Consider the following 12,909-nt stretch of genomic DNA (forward strand, 5'->3'; position numbering starts at 1 on the left):
GAGGAATAATAATGGACATCATCGAAGTTCGCGGCGCTCCTAATTATTATGTATGCGAAAACGGAGTATTAACTCATCTTGAAGCTTTGTTACAAAGACATGGCTTTACAAATGGTTTTGTCATTTGCGGAGAACGGTCATGGCAAGCAGCTGAACCATATTTCCCTAAAAGCGGTAAATTCGCTTATTCCTTTTTCCCATATAAGGGAGAATGTTCATTGTCTGAAATTGAACGATTATCTGCACTTTGTACTCATTTTGACGTAGTCATTGGAATTGGTGGCGGAAAAGTGCTAGATTTGGCCAAAGCTGTTGCCAATCAAGTGCATCTTGATGTGGTACTAATCCCAACCCTTGCTTCTACTTGTGCAGCTTGGACACCTCTTAGCGTGATTTATGACGAAAATGGAATATTTATTCGCTATGATGTTTTTCCAAAATCTCCGTCAATCGTTTTAGTAGATACAAGAATATTGTTACATTCACCAGTCGCTTATCTTCGAGCGGGAATTGCAGATACACTTGCCAAATGGTATGAAGCCGATTGCATCATTCGCCAAGTAAACAACCCTCCCCTTTCCGTAAAAATCGCTCACCAAACGGCCTATCTTTGTAAAACGGTGTTGCTCGAACACGGTCGAGCAGCCATAAACGACTTAATAGAAAAACGGGATACCTCATCGTTTCGCCAAGTAATTGAAGCGATCATTATGGCCGGCGGAATGGTTGGAGGGTTTGGGGATCGATATGGAAGAATAGCTGGAGCGCATTCCGTTCATAACGGATTAACGAAGATACCCGAAACCCATCATTTATTGCATGGCGAAAAAGTGGCATACGGGATTCTCGTTCAGCTAGCCCTTGAAGAAAATTGGGATGAAATTCATCGTTTGCTTCCATTTTATCGCGATTTAAAGCTGCCTTATACGTTAAAACAACTCGGTCTTGATGCAACAGAAAAAGAAAAACTCATGTACATTGCTGAAGAAATCATCAAGCCACATGAATCCATTCATCTCATGAATATCCCTGTTGATCGCGAAAAAATCGTAGAAGCATTTGATCAACTTGAGAAGTTTGGATCCTTATAAACGATTTTGAAAGCCAGGAGGAAGGTCTTATTCTTCCGGCTGGCTTTCGATCACTAGACAGATTTTACGTCATCCTGATAAGTCAAGATATCTATAGTTTGGATGCATTTTTAGCAATTCTGATACGGTAACGAATTTGTATCCTCTTTTTTTAAGTTCAGGTAAAATTTTTTTGAGGGCTTCGATCGTTTGACGACGATTTCCACCTTAATCATGAAATAAGACAATATCTCCATTTCGAGCATTAGACAAAACCTTTTTTACAATATTCCGGACGCCCGGTTGTTTCCAATCATATGTATCTTGATGCCATGACCACATCACGACTGTATAGCCTTCTTGGTTTGCAACATTGATGATGATTTCATTATAATATCCTCCTGGCGGACGAAATAATTTAGGAGAAAATCCAGTCAATTCAACAATGATTTGTTTTGCTTTTCTTAATTCTTTTCTGATTTCTTCTTCTGTAAGCCCTCTGAAATTTGAATGATTGTATGTGTGGTTAGCCAATTCATGACCATCTAAAATTTCCCGTTTTACTATATCGGGGTGAGCTTTTACACGGGAACCAACTACAAAAAAGGTGGCCTTGGCTTTGTATTGTTTTAAAATATCTAGAATTTGCGGAGTATATGTTGAACTTGGTCCATCATCGAATGTCAATGCAATGACTTTCTCTTTGGTTGGTACTTCCCAAATCGCTTTTCCTTGTTCTTCATAAAACCTTCGTCCTTTATTATGATTCGCTTTTATGGATAATACAGAAATAAACGACAGAACAACAGAACAACTTATGATGAAGATTAACCATTTAAAAAACTTTTTCTTTTTCATCAGCACCAACACTTTCTGGTATGAACTCGTTGTTTGTATTCGAAGACTTAAAAGTGATGATCGTCACCGTCTCCAAGCGCACCATTTGCCATTGTAGTTCCACTTCTTTTCTCTTCTGCACGCTCTTCACAGCCTTTATAGTTAATCACACCAACCGGAACATGATTGGCTTCTCCAAGTTTTTTAAGCTCTGGTAACATATACCGAACTTGTGACCCTAAGAGAAGAACGTCTGCATCGTTGATATGATTTCTTACTGCATCGCCTGGGACTGCCCAAATTTTGCATTTCATCCCCTTCTCAGCTGCACTTTTCTCCATTTTTGTTACTAATAAGCTTGTAGACATTCCTGCTGCACAACAAAGCAAGATATTCATATGCAATACTCCCTTCTTTGCAACGATATTGGATTCATCTTTCTGTGTTTTCATTGTATTGTAATAACGCTTACATCTAAACACATCCTTTTTCCGTTACCTAAAGGAAAAGTTTTAATAAGTATCAAAATGCATATGTAAAACAAAAAAACCAGTATGTTTCGATCAAATAACAAAACATACTGGTTAATGAGTGTATCTATCTACTTTGTTCAGTCTATTTTTTCTTTAGAAATACGGTGATAAACTCTTGATAAGTCTTACATTTCAACAATTGTTGCACCTTTTTATGATCATCGACAAGACTGCCTAGCAATTTTTTGTGAGACGATGACTAACCTCATAATAAGGTTCTAACGCTCTATTGATAAACATTATCATTTTCAATTTCCTTTATGATAACAGAAATCAATTCACTCGAGAAAACAAAAATTTTCATTTTTTAAAGCATTTATGGTTGTTTTTTGTCGATTTTAGTAGATTAGTTCTTACAATAAATTCCGAAAATATTAAATATTTTTAATTAAATACGGAAAGGAGGGATTTCATTGATTCATTTTCGCCAAGTCAATAAACATTACGGGAACTTCCATGTCCTTAAGGATATAAACCTTTCGATTCATCAAGGAGAAGTAGTCGTAATCATCGGACCGTCTGGTTCTGGGAAAAGTACGTTAGTTCGCTGTATTAATCGCCTTGAAACCATCACAAGCGGCGAATTGATTGTCGATAGCGTAAAAGTAAACGACAAAAATACGGATATTAACAACTTGCGGCGTAACATCGGTATGGTGTTTCAGCACTTTAACTTGTACCCACATAAAACCGTGCTTCAAAACATTACATTAGCACCGATGAAAGTATTAGGAGTTTCGGAGAAAGAAGCAAAAGAAACCGCGATGTACTACTTAGAAAAAGTAGGAATTCCGGATAAAGCGAATGCTTATCCGGCGGAATTGTCAGGCGGACAGCAACAACGTGTCGCCATTGCCCGCGGGCTAGCGATGAAACCGAAAATTATGTTGTTCGATGAACCGACATCGGCACTCGATCCAGAGACGATCGGAGAAGTGCTAGATGTCATGAAAAAGCTTGCGAAAGAAGGCATGACGATGGTCGTTGTGACCCATGAAATGGGATTTGCCCGTGAAGTAGCGGATCGCATTGTATTCATGGACCAAGGGAGAATTCTCGAGGAAGCTCCACCAGAACAGTTTTTTGCCAATCCTCGCGAAGAACGAGCCCGTCTGTTTCTCAGCCGCATTCTTAACCACTAATAATAAAGGGGGATTTTCAAGTGAATTTAAAAAACATGTGGAAAAAAATCATTGGAATTGGCCTCGCTACGATGCTTAGCGCAATTGCTTTAGTTGGTTGCAGCAGCAGCGAAACTTCGACAGGAAGCAAAGAAAACGACTCGAAAACAACGGAAGCGCCAGCAACAGAAAGCACGTTGGATAAAATCAAAGAAAGAGGCAAACTCATTGTTGGTGTCAAGTATGATTTGAATCTCTTTGGTTTAAAAAACCCACAAACTGGAGAAGTAGAAGGATTTGATATCGATATTGCCAAAGGATTGGCAAAGAAAATTCTTGGCGATGAAAACAAAATTGAGTTAAAAGAAGTAACGTCAAAAACTCGCATTCCAATGCTAAATAATGGAGAAATCGATGCGATCATTGCGACAATGACTATTACAGAAGAACGGAAAAAGGAAGTTGACTTCTCTGATGTCTACTTCATGGCTGGTCAATCCTTACTCGTCAAAAAAGACAGTAAAATCAACAGTATTAAAGATATTAAAAAAGGCGTAACCGTTTTAACGGCTAAGGGATCTACCTCCGCTCAAAACATTCGTGAAAAAGCCCCAGAAGCAACCGTTTTGGAGTTTGAAAACTACGCGGAAGCGTTTACAGCCTTAAAAGCTGGACAAGGTGATGCGTTGACGACGGACAATGCACTACTCTATGGTATGGCGAAGCAAGACCCTAATTACCGAGTTGTCGACGAAACCTTTACTGAAGAGCCATATGGAATCGCTGTACGAAAAGGCGATCAGGAACTTCTAAACGTCATCAACGAATATCTCAAAGAATTGAAAGCTAGCGGTGAATATGACAAAATTTATGAAAAATGGATCGGAGAAAAGCCGAAACAATAAAAAATTTTGGTATATAAACAGATGAGCGGATTCCCTTCCGCTCATCTGCTTCTTCTAAAGCGTAAAGGGGGATCACAACAAGATGCTTAATTATTCCATTCTTATTGAACATTGGGATATGTATATGCAAGGGTTCACAAACACGTTGAAATCTAGTTTCCTTGCCTTAATCAGCAGCTTAGCACTCGGAACAATCATTGCTGTTTTTCGCATTGCACCCGTACGTCCGTTAAATTGGTTAGGGACGGCATACGTCGAATTTATACGAAACATCCCGCTCATTCTAATCGTATTTGTTTTCTTTGTGGGCCTCCCCACAATCGGCATTCGTTTGGATTCGTTCACGGCCGGAACTTTAGGGCTTACCGTTTACACCGCCGCTTTCATCGCCGAAGTCATTCGAGCAGGAATTCTCGCTGTTCCGAAAGGCCAGATGGAAGCAGGACGCTCATCAGGGCTTACCTATCTGCAAACGATGCGCTATATTATCTTGCCTCAAGCGATTAAAATGGTTATACCACCGCTTGGCAATCAATTTATCAATCTCGTCAAAAACTCTTCCGTCCTTGGCGTGATTGCTGGACTTGACCTCATGTACTTTGGAGACTTAATCTCCTCGGAAACGTTTGTTACCTTTGACGTGTATATTTTCGTCGCCATGTTTTATCTCATTTTAACCGTTCCGCTCAGCCTCGGCGTTGGTTTTCTTGAGCGCCGCTTGGCCAGAAGCCGATAAAAGGAGGATGACAAATGGATTTTATCGGTGCATACTCTCCTGCTCATTTGAAATTTTTGCTCGAAGGTTTTTTGGTTACGCTTGAAGTCGCTTTTATATCCATTGTGTTCAGTTTTGCCATTGGCATCGTGATTGGAGTGTTGCGCTATGGACGAATTCCTGTCGTTTCCCAAGTTCTAGCGGTAGGAGTGGAAACGATTCGCAACCTGCCGCTGTTGTTGATTATTTTCTTTACCTACTTTGCCCTTCCAGAGATCGGTTTGAAACTCGACAAATTTTATGCGGCCATTTTAGCGTTGGTCATTTTTGAATCAGCGATGCTGTCGGAAATTGTCCGCAGCGGATTAAATTCAATCGAAAAAGGACAGATTGAAGCCGCTCGCTCATCCGGACTTACTTATATGCAAACGTTATGGCACATCATACTGCCGCAAGCGCTGCGCCGTATGGTTCCGCCGATTGTAGGACAGTTCATCTCTTTATTGAAAGACACCTCGTTAGCGGTCGTCATTGCGTTACCGGAACTGATGAATCACGCTCAAATTATTAACGGCAGAAATGTGAATTATGTGATTCCTATTTTCTTGCTAGTTGCTATCATGTACTTTATCGTAAACTACTCATTATCATTGATTTCTAGACGATTAGAGAATAGATACCTATAAAACAACAAAAATTCCAATATCTTCTTAATCTCCGTTTCCTGTATAATAGGAAATGGGGATTATTCGTTTCAGAATGGAAAAGGAGAAAACGATGCGTGAACGCCTTTTAATATTCGTAATTCTTATGCTAGCTACCGCCCTTTTCGGAGAAATGAAAGTGAATCCGTTCGGAAGCTTTTTCCGCTTTTCATTAGGGAGCGCTGTGTTCTTTTTTGGTCTCATCTGGTTTCAGTCCATTCCGATCCTGCTCACCGGTTTTTGCACGGGACTGTTTATTATGGGATTCCGAATCGCTATTGATATGCTGATGGGACAAGCATTATGGTTCGATAGTCTATTGACCCATTTACCGGCCGCTTTTTACTATTTTAGCTTTGCTTTATTTGTGCATGTAACTAGGATTCTCCAATACATGGAGTTTCCAATTCGCGTAGGGTTGCTTGGTGCAGCAATTGATTTCGCCTCTAATATCATTGAATTGCTCATTCGGCAGCTTCTTGGGGAATCTCTTGTGGTCACACGCGAGATCATTTTTATGTTACTTTTATTCGGCACTTTTCGAAGTTTCTGCGTGGTAGGATTGTACAATATTTTAAAGATTCAGCAAATACGAACTTTTGGAGAAGCGCGTCGGCAGGAGTTGGAGCGTCTTGTCATGATTAATACGAGCCTCTATGAGGAAATGTTCTACTTGCGTAAGTCCATGAGCCACATGGAAGAAATTACACGAAAAAGCTATGAACTTTATATGCAACTAATGGAATCAGAAAAAGTGGAACCGAGCACAGCCCTCTACATTGCAGAACATGTACACGAAGTAAAAAAAGATTCGCAACGAATTTTGGCTGGTTTGTCCAAACTAATGAAGCAAGAACAGTTGAATTTGCGTCTTCCGATAACGGAGCTTTGTGGAATGGTCATTCGCGCCAACCAAAAATATGCGGAACTATTAGGAAAATCGATTCGTTTTAGTGAGGAATGCAGCGTGAATTTGTCCACTAACCATGTATATGCACTTCTTTCTGTGTTGAATAATTTAGTATCAAATGCTGTCGAAGCCATTTCCTCTTCAGGATGGATTGGACTTCGTGCTGAGTTGGATCAGGAAGAAATCGTGTTCTACGTTACCGACTCCGGTCCGGGAATTCCTAAAGAAGACTGGGATTGGGTGTTTCAACCGGGATTTACGACAAAATATGATGAAAACGGAAACCCATCAACAGGGATTGGATTAACCCATGCGCAGGAGATTGTCCAAAGTTTCAAGGGGCGTATACAGTTAACGTACGATGAGTACAATCGAACACAGTTTCAAGTCAGAATTCCGGCTGATCAACTGTTTCGAAAGGAGGCTACCTAATGTCGCTACGTTTTTTTCTAATTGAAGATGATGCTGTTATTCGAAAAATGCTAGAGAAAATCATTACGGAAAGCGGACTTGGTGAAGTAGTAGGACAAGCAGAGGACGGCCTTCACGTATCGATCGACCAGTTGTACTCAGTCGATGTAGTGCTAATCGATCTGCTGATGCCGGGCCTTGATGGGATTCAAACAATGAAAAAATTAAAGGCGGAAGGATTTACTGGCCCGTTTGTTATGATTTCTCAGGTAGAAAACAAGGAGATGGTGGGGCAAGCTTACCTTCATGGCGTAGATACATATATTCAAAAACCGATTAACCGTTATGAAGTCATATCCGTATTAAAAAGAGTAGCTGATCATCTTTCTCTCGTTTCTTCACTTGATTCCATTCGCCGATTTTTGCAAGTGGTAGATGACAAAAGAAAAAATAGCTATGATTTCGACAGCAATTATTCATTGCATCGTTCCATTACTTATACTTACGAGAAAAATAGTCTTGAACAGAAGGTACGACAACTTCTTCTTGTATTAGGCATTGCCGGTGAAGCTGGGTCATCTGATTTATTGCATATTATGAAGTGGTTGTCAGAAAGAGAACGGAGAGGAAAAACGATACACGATTTGCCACAGCTGAAAGAATTATATATGCAAATATTGTGTCAAATGCACAGTACCCAAGATGAACATTCGCTTCAAAAAGAAATGCGCGCCATGGAACAGCGAATTCGTCGGTTGGTCTTTCAAGCCTTTACCCACTTATCTTCGCTTGGTTTAACCGACTACGCGAATCCCACCTTCGAGCACTTCGCCCCACGCTTGTTTGATTTCGAGGAAATCCGCCTTCGCATGCAGGAACTAGAAGCTGGCGAAAAAACAACGAAATGCCGAATCAATGTGAGAAAATTTTTGTCCGCCTTTTATATGGAAGTGAAAAGCATTTATGATTAGTACATAGATTCAAGTTGAGTTTCCGACATATCTCATCATGAATAGAAGACCGCTTTTCTGCCATAGGCGGCAAGATTTTTCTTGCCGCCCCGGCATGCTAGAAGCATGCCGATTCCGAACGTAAAACGCATGACAGACAAATTCATTTGTCTGATGGCGTTTTCGTTCGGGGAAGTGGCAGAAAAGCTTGTTTATGTCGGAAAATTAAGCTTATCATATATAGTTCTCTTTTTAAGAACCGATGGTGTTGCAAAACTAGAGTAAAAACTCAAAATTGTGCATAAGAATGCATAATTGTACATGCAGTAAATAGCGATGAAACCCATACCAACGTGGTTGTTCTAAACCATCATTCTTTAAACGGTTAAATGTCTGCTCGATTGAGTTGCGAAAACGAAACAACCACTTTCCGAATTCTGTTTTCAAAAACGGAGGAATCACTCGACCATAGGCATCTTTTCGTTTATCACTATTTCGAGGATTAATTGGTGAAACAAAAAAGATTCCGATTTATTTGGCCATTTGACGGACTTTTTCACTGTCGTAGGCGGCATCTCCAAGGGCAAACTCAATGTCCCATTCCTTCACAGACGGAAATAATTTGAGCGCAACGGCTGCATCATTTCGATTGGCCGTCGTGAAGACATGGGATAAGATGATTCCTCTAGTAGTTGTACAAAGGTGCAACTTATATCCTTTGAACCAGTTATACCGAGTCGAAATTCCCCATCTCGCTTGAGAATCATAGAGACTGCTTCGGAGTACGGTACTGTCGATGATGACGATTTTTGGATACCGAACTCCTAAATCTTTGAGAAGTTGGGCGTTAAAAACGGAAAAGCCTTGTTCTCGAAACCACTTACCTGCACGTGAAAACGTAGATAGATGGGGAACCTCTTTCAGGCCGCAAATCCACCGGAGATAGCCAAATCGATCGAGTGTATCAACTAACTGGCGTAAAGAGTCAATGGAAAAATAGGTTTTTAAAAAGAAACATTTTAATAATGATTTTTTCGAAATCGGTGGTCGTCCTGTCATATAAGATGTTTCTGGGAAAGAAAGTTGATCGATGTATTGAAATAACGCCTGTAAAAGAGGATCCATTTCGCTATTTATTGCATGTTCAGTAACAAAATTGGAAATCATGATAGTGTCCATCCCTTGGAAATGTGTTTTTTGGTCACTGTATATGATTTCCAAGACGGTGGATTTTTTCTTCCTCCAGCCTTTTGATTTCAGCTGAAGAAGGAGAGGAAACGATTTCTTGCCCTAGTTGTCCTTCTTCGTATGCCTTCACCCCTCTTTGTACGAGATTAGGGCTAAGCTCGTATCTTCTAGCTACCAATGCTTTATTTCCGACTTCTAATGCTTCTTTCACTACTTGTAGCTTAAATTCCTTCGAATGTTTTCTTCGTTTCATGTATATCAAAAGCCCCCTTCATTTGGTCACTTCGATTATAAAAAACACCTTATCGAGTGTCCAAATTCATTAGCGGGCTAATGAGTGATCAAGTATTTTACTAAAAAAGAAGAGCCCATTCGTAAGGCTCTTCTTCGCTATGCAAGGACATCTTTTTAGAAAAAAGTTTATTCTCTGTTCTATGATGAAACACTCCCCCGATATATAAAGAACAGAGCCGTCAACATGAACCCTAAACCAAGCAAACGGTTTACATTCATCGGATTTTTTTGCACGCCGAACAAACCAAAATGATCAATGATCATGCTGATGATCACTTGCCCAATGATGGCTGCAAAAATGGTTAATGCCACCCCTATATTCGGTACAGAAATAATCGCGAAAGTCACGAAAAGGGCCCCTAACAAACCGCCAAGCAAATTCCATTTAGGTACTTGAAGCAAATGAGTGATTTGCCCTTTTCCAATAAATAAAACCAAAAATGTTAAAAATAGCGTTCCGACAAAAAATGAAGTAAACGCGCCTTCAACACTGCCGATTTTTTTGCCGAGACTTCCGTTTATAGGAGCCTGAATCCCCGCCATCATTCCGCCTAACAAAGCTAAAATGATATACAATATTTTCATTTTATCCTCTCCTAATAAGTGATTCATGACAATCTATTGTTTTGGGACTTTACTCTTCTGTCGGTTTTTCAGGACCATTCAGATCCAACTGGTAAAAAACAAGATCAAGCCATTTGCCAAACTTAAAGCCTGCTTTTTTGATTGTTCCTGAATAGGTAAAACCTAATCGTTCGTGTAATTTTATGCTTTCTTCATTAGCCGAATCAATTCCAGCAACAAGTGTGGCATATTCTTGTTCATTGGCAATTCTTATAAGTTTCTTTAACAATTTGGTGCCAATTCCTTTTTTTCGATAATCTTTATGTACATAAACGGAATGCTCAATGGTATATTTATATGCTGGGCGTGTTCGAAATGGACCAAAAGTAGCAAAACCAATAACCTTATTATTTTCCTCGAACACTAGAACTGGATACCCGCCTTCGATCTTCTGTTTATACCATGACTTTATATATTCCATTGTATAAGGTTTATAGTCATAAACGGCCGTCGTATTGATGATTGCATCGTTATAAATCTCTAAAATATCGTTTAAATCCTTCTCTTGAATATGTCTAATCATGTTGAGTCCTCCTCCTCAAATCGAATTTCGATTTTCGCATCTATTTCGCATCTATATAGATTCAAGTTGAGTTTCCGACATATCTCATCATGAATAGAAGACCGCTTTTCTGCCATAGGCGGCAAGATGTTTCTTGCCGCCCCGGCATGCTAGAAGCATGCCGATTCCGAACGTAAAACGCATGACAGACAAATTCATTTGTCTGATGGCGTTTTTGTTCGGAGAAGTGGCAGAAAAGCTTGTTTATGTCGGAAAATTAAGCTTATCATATATACTCCAAAATAATATGTTATCCCTCTCTTCTTTCTCTCTTCTCTCCCCACCTTCCTTCAAACCTCTCGCAAAAACTTGACTTACACGAAAAATGAAAGAAGAAATATACACCAAAATATGTTATATTCATTCTATACGATTTTTCAGAAAACATTTGGAAGAATCACCAACCAATTCATTCACAGAAACATTCCGTATTCGGGAGAGAGAAAACATGAAAATGAAAGAAATAGGGGCTTTATTCCTTCTTGCTGCTCTATGGGGGGCATCCTTTTTATTTATGCGGATTTCCTCCCCTGTGATCGGTCCGGTTTTAACAATCGAACTGAGAGTGCTTCTTGCTGGCATCGTCCTTTTACTCTATGCCTGGCTATTCAAAAAGACGACGAATATGAAAGAGCATTGGAAGGAGTATTTAATACTCGGCGCTTTGAATGCAGCCATTCCGTTCACATTCATTGCCACTGCAACGTTGTACTTAAATGCTTCTTTGGCGGCGATCTTAAATTCAACGACTCCTTTGTTTACTGCTCTCGCCTCAATGTTTTTTTTAAAAGAACCGTTGAATGCAAAAAAATGGTTAGGAATCGCGATGGGGACATTGGGCGTTTTCGTTTTAGTCGGATGGAGCCCAGTGCCTTTTTCAACACAAACAGCGTTTGCAGCATTATTATCGATTTTGGCAGCATTATCCTATGGATGTGCAGGGATCTATGCCAAAAAAGCATTTACGGGCATATCCTCTTTAACCATGGCGATCGGCCAACAACTTGGAGCTGCGGTTTTGTTGCTTCCTTTAGCCATCATCTATGTTCCAACAAAGCCGATTCCCTCCATCGTTGTATATTCTGTTATTGGGCTTGCCGTATTTTGCACATCCATCGCATACTTATTCTATTTCTACCTTCTTGCCAACGTAGGCCCGACAAAAACGTTGAGCGTGACGTTTCTTGTTCCATTATTTGGTGTAATCTGGGGAATTGTTTTTTTAGATGAGAAAGTAACATCGGGGATGATGGTTGGATTAATCATTATTTTAACAAGCATCTTTCTAATGTCCGATGTAAAAATCGCATTAAAACGTAATGAACTTTCCAATGAATAGTATCTTTCCTACTTCCTGATCAGTACAAAGTTAAAAAAGTTTTCTTATGAACGTTATTTCTAAAACACCGCAACTGCCATCCATATTTCTAATCATCGCATCGTTTTATTACAGACCTAACTCCGTAAATAGATTAACGGGAGGAGAAAAAGATGAAGGTTTACATTCGCGAAGTACAACGTGCTCCATGGTACTTTTACGTTCCTGTTATCTTGATCGCTTGTCTATCATGGTACGAATTTTTCCAACAAATTATTTTTAGGGTTCCGTTCGGGAACACCCCTGCCAGCAATACAGAAATATGGATTATTTGGATTGCATTTGGAATTCTAACTCCTTTTATCTTTCTCTACATGAAGCTAGTTACAGAAATCCGCGAAGACGGCATTTATGTACGCTTTGTTCCATTTGTCAAACGTTTTTTCGCTTACCATGAAATAAAACATGTCAAAGCGTGTACATACAACCCTTTCGTTTACGGCGGCTGGGGAATCCGCTGGCATCCAACAAAAGGCTGGGCTTACAATATGCGAGGAAACAAAGGGATATTGATTGAATTCAAAAACGGCAAACAGGTTTTAATCGGTTCGGAAAAATCGGAAGAACTTGTGCACTATATAAAATTGGATTAACAAAAACAGGTTGCTTGATTTCCGGCAACCTTTTTTCTGTATTTTTGAGAAAAAATGAACCATCTTCTCCTCCACTTCGCCTACATAGTAGAAATCAATTTTGGTAAAGAAAGG

The 12,909-nt window shown here is 39.8% G+C and carries 15 protein-coding genes and 2 pseudogenes; 11 read left to right on the forward strand and 6 right to left on the reverse strand.

Annotated features, from left to right (window positions below; genetic code table 11):
* The first annotated feature begins 11 nt into the window (after window positions 1-11).
* Window positions 12-1,091 (forward strand): iron-containing alcohol dehydrogenase family protein, encoded by a 1,080-nt coding sequence (locus EDD69_RS07575; protein ID WP_132948348.1) that lies wholly within the window; start codon window positions 12-14, stop codon window positions 1,089-1,091.
* A 69-nt stretch (window positions 1,092-1,160) separates the two neighbouring features.
* Here EDD69_RS07575 and EDD69_RS07580 read toward each other — a convergent pair.
* Both EDD69_RS07580 and EDD69_RS07585 read right to left on the reverse strand, forming a co-directional pair.
* A pseudogene (locus tag EDD69_RS07580) lies at window positions 1,161-1,928 on the reverse strand (polysaccharide deacetylase family protein).
* Window positions 1,929-1,975: 47 nt separating this feature from the next.
* Complete coding sequence (locus EDD69_RS07585) at window positions 1,976-2,305, reverse strand: PTS sugar transporter subunit IIB (protein ID WP_132948398.1); 330 nt, start codon at window positions 2,303-2,305, stop codon at window positions 1,976-1,978.
* 548 nt (window positions 2,306-2,853) lie between these two features.
* On the opposite strand from EDD69_RS07585, the gene EDD69_RS07590 reads away from it, so the two are divergent.
* From EDD69_RS07590 to EDD69_RS07620, 7 genes are all read left to right on the forward strand, one after another.
* Window positions 2,854-3,582: an amino acid ABC transporter ATP-binding protein gene (locus EDD69_RS07590; protein WP_132948349.1), complete on the forward strand. Its 729-nt coding sequence runs from the start codon at window positions 2,854-2,856 to the stop codon at window positions 3,580-3,582.
* Window positions 3,583-3,617: 35 nt separating this feature from the next.
* Entirely contained in the window at window positions 3,618-4,466 is an 849-nt protein-coding gene (locus EDD69_RS07595; protein WP_132948399.1) for a transporter substrate-binding domain-containing protein, read from the forward strand.
* A gap of 82 nt (window positions 4,467-4,548) precedes the next feature.
* Window positions 4,549-5,202, forward strand: a complete 654-nt coding sequence (locus EDD69_RS07600; RefSeq protein WP_132948350.1) for an amino acid ABC transporter permease — start codon at window positions 4,549-4,551, stop codon at window positions 5,200-5,202.
* Between the two features lie 14 nt (window positions 5,203-5,216).
* Window positions 5,217-5,867, forward strand: a complete 651-nt coding sequence (locus tag EDD69_RS07605; protein WP_132948351.1) for an amino acid ABC transporter permease — start codon at window positions 5,217-5,219, stop codon at window positions 5,865-5,867.
* 91 nt (window positions 5,868-5,958) lie between these two features.
* A complete protein-coding gene (locus EDD69_RS07610; RefSeq protein WP_132948352.1) occupies window positions 5,959-7,227 on the forward strand; it encodes a sensor histidine kinase in 1,269 nt (422 codons plus the stop codon).
* A complete protein-coding gene (locus tag EDD69_RS07615) occupies window positions 7,227-8,177 on the forward strand; it encodes a response regulator (protein ID WP_132948353.1) in 951 nt (316 codons plus the stop codon). The genes EDD69_RS07610 and EDD69_RS07615 overlap by 1 nt, the downstream gene beginning before the upstream one ends.
* An 81-nt stretch (window positions 8,178-8,258) precedes the next feature.
* Entirely contained in the window at window positions 8,259-8,441 is a 183-nt protein-coding gene (locus EDD69_RS07620) for a hypothetical protein (protein WP_132948354.1), read from the forward strand.
* On the opposite strand, the pseudogene EDD69_RS07625 reads toward EDD69_RS07620, so the two are convergent.
* The 4 genes and pseudogenes from EDD69_RS07625 to EDD69_RS07640 all read right to left on the reverse strand — a co-directional run bounded on the left by EDD69_RS07625 (window position 8,433) and on the right by EDD69_RS07640 (window position 10,785).
* Window positions 8,433-9,323 (reverse strand): annotated as a pseudogene (locus tag EDD69_RS07625) (transposase). The gene EDD69_RS07620 and the pseudogene EDD69_RS07625 overlap by 9 nt on opposite strands.
* 34 nt (window positions 9,324-9,357) lie before the next feature.
* On the reverse strand, window positions 9,358-9,597 hold the full coding sequence (locus EDD69_RS07630) for a transposase (RefSeq protein ID WP_132948355.1): 240 nt from the start codon (window positions 9,595-9,597) through the stop codon (window positions 9,358-9,360).
* A 179-nt stretch (window positions 9,598-9,776) separates the two neighbouring features.
* A complete protein-coding gene (locus EDD69_RS07635) occupies window positions 9,777-10,223 on the reverse strand; it encodes a DMT family transporter (RefSeq protein ID WP_132948356.1) in 447 nt (148 codons plus the stop codon).
* A 49-nt stretch (window positions 10,224-10,272) separates the two neighbouring features.
* Window positions 10,273-10,785 carry a GNAT family N-acetyltransferase gene (locus EDD69_RS07640; RefSeq protein ID WP_132948357.1) on the reverse strand — a complete coding sequence of 171 codons (513 nt, stop codon included), beginning with the start codon at window positions 10,783-10,785 and terminating at the stop codon, window positions 10,273-10,275.
* Between the two features lie 133 nt (window positions 10,786-10,918).
* Between EDD69_RS07640 and EDD69_RS07645 the strand changes: the two genes are divergently transcribed.
* The 3 genes from EDD69_RS07645 (at window position 10,919) to EDD69_RS07655 (ending at window position 12,795) form a co-directional block, all read left to right on the forward strand.
* The gene (locus EDD69_RS07645) at window positions 10,919-11,137 is read left to right on the forward strand and encodes a hypothetical protein (RefSeq protein ID WP_132948358.1); all 219 of its coding nucleotides are present in this window, start codon (window positions 10,919-10,921) and stop codon (window positions 11,135-11,137) included.
* 135 nt (window positions 11,138-11,272) lie between these two features.
* Entirely contained in the window at window positions 11,273-12,163 is an 891-nt protein-coding gene (locus EDD69_RS07650) for a DMT family transporter (RefSeq protein ID WP_132948359.1), read from the forward strand.
* Window positions 12,164-12,315: 152 nt separating this feature from the next.
* On the forward strand, window positions 12,316-12,795 hold the full coding sequence (locus tag EDD69_RS07655; RefSeq protein WP_243643063.1) for a DUF6141 family protein: 480 nt from the start codon (window positions 12,316-12,318) through the stop codon (window positions 12,793-12,795).
* Window positions 12,796-12,909 lie beyond the last annotated feature (114 nt).

The sequence above is a fragment of the Thermolongibacillus altinsuensis genome (genome assembly GCF_004341205.1).
Classification (GTDB): domain Bacteria; phylum Bacillota; class Bacilli; order Bacillales; family Anoxybacillaceae; genus Thermolongibacillus; species Thermolongibacillus altinsuensis.

Bases quoted from the DNA above. Each gene is read 5' to 3' on its own strand.
- EDD69_RS07610 (WP_132948352.1), top strand. From the start codon at position 5,959: ATGCGTGAACGCCTTTTAATATTCGTAATTCTTATGCTAGCTACCGCC.
- EDD69_RS07595 (WP_132948399.1), top strand. From the start codon at position 3,618: ATGTGGAAAAAAATCATTGGAATTGGCCTCGCTACGATGCTTAGCGCA.
- EDD69_RS07615 (WP_132948353.1), top strand. From the start codon at position 7,227: ATGTCGCTACGTTTTTTTCTAATTGAAGATGATGCTGTTATTCGAAAA.
- EDD69_RS07640 (WP_132948357.1), bottom strand. From the start codon at position 10,785: ATGATTAGACATATTCAAGAGAAGGATTTAAACGATATTTTAGAGATT.
- EDD69_RS07630 (WP_132948355.1), bottom strand. From the start codon at position 9,597: ATGAAACGAAGAAAACATTCGAAGGAATTTAAGCTACAAGTAGTGAAA.
- EDD69_RS07635 (WP_132948356.1), bottom strand. From the start codon at position 10,223: ATGAAAATATTGTATATCATTTTAGCTTTGTTAGGCGGAATGATGGCG.
- EDD69_RS07585 (WP_132948398.1), bottom strand. From the start codon at position 2,305: ATGAATATCTTGCTTTGTTGTGCAGCAGGAATGTCTACAAGCTTATTA.
- EDD69_RS07600 (WP_132948350.1), top strand. From the start codon at position 4,549: ATGCTTAATTATTCCATTCTTATTGAACATTGGGATATGTATATGCAA.
- EDD69_RS07605 (WP_132948351.1), top strand. From the start codon at position 5,217: ATGGATTTTATCGGTGCATACTCTCCTGCTCATTTGAAATTTTTGCTC.
- EDD69_RS07575 (WP_132948348.1), top strand. From the start codon at position 12: ATGGACATCATCGAAGTTCGCGGCGCTCCTAATTATTATGTATGCGAA.
- EDD69_RS07655 (WP_243643063.1), top strand. From the start codon at position 12,316: ATGAAGGTTTACATTCGCGAAGTACAACGTGCTCCATGGTACTTTTAC.
- EDD69_RS07650 (WP_132948359.1), top strand. From the start codon at position 11,273: ATGAAAATGAAAGAAATAGGGGCTTTATTCCTTCTTGCTGCTCTATGG.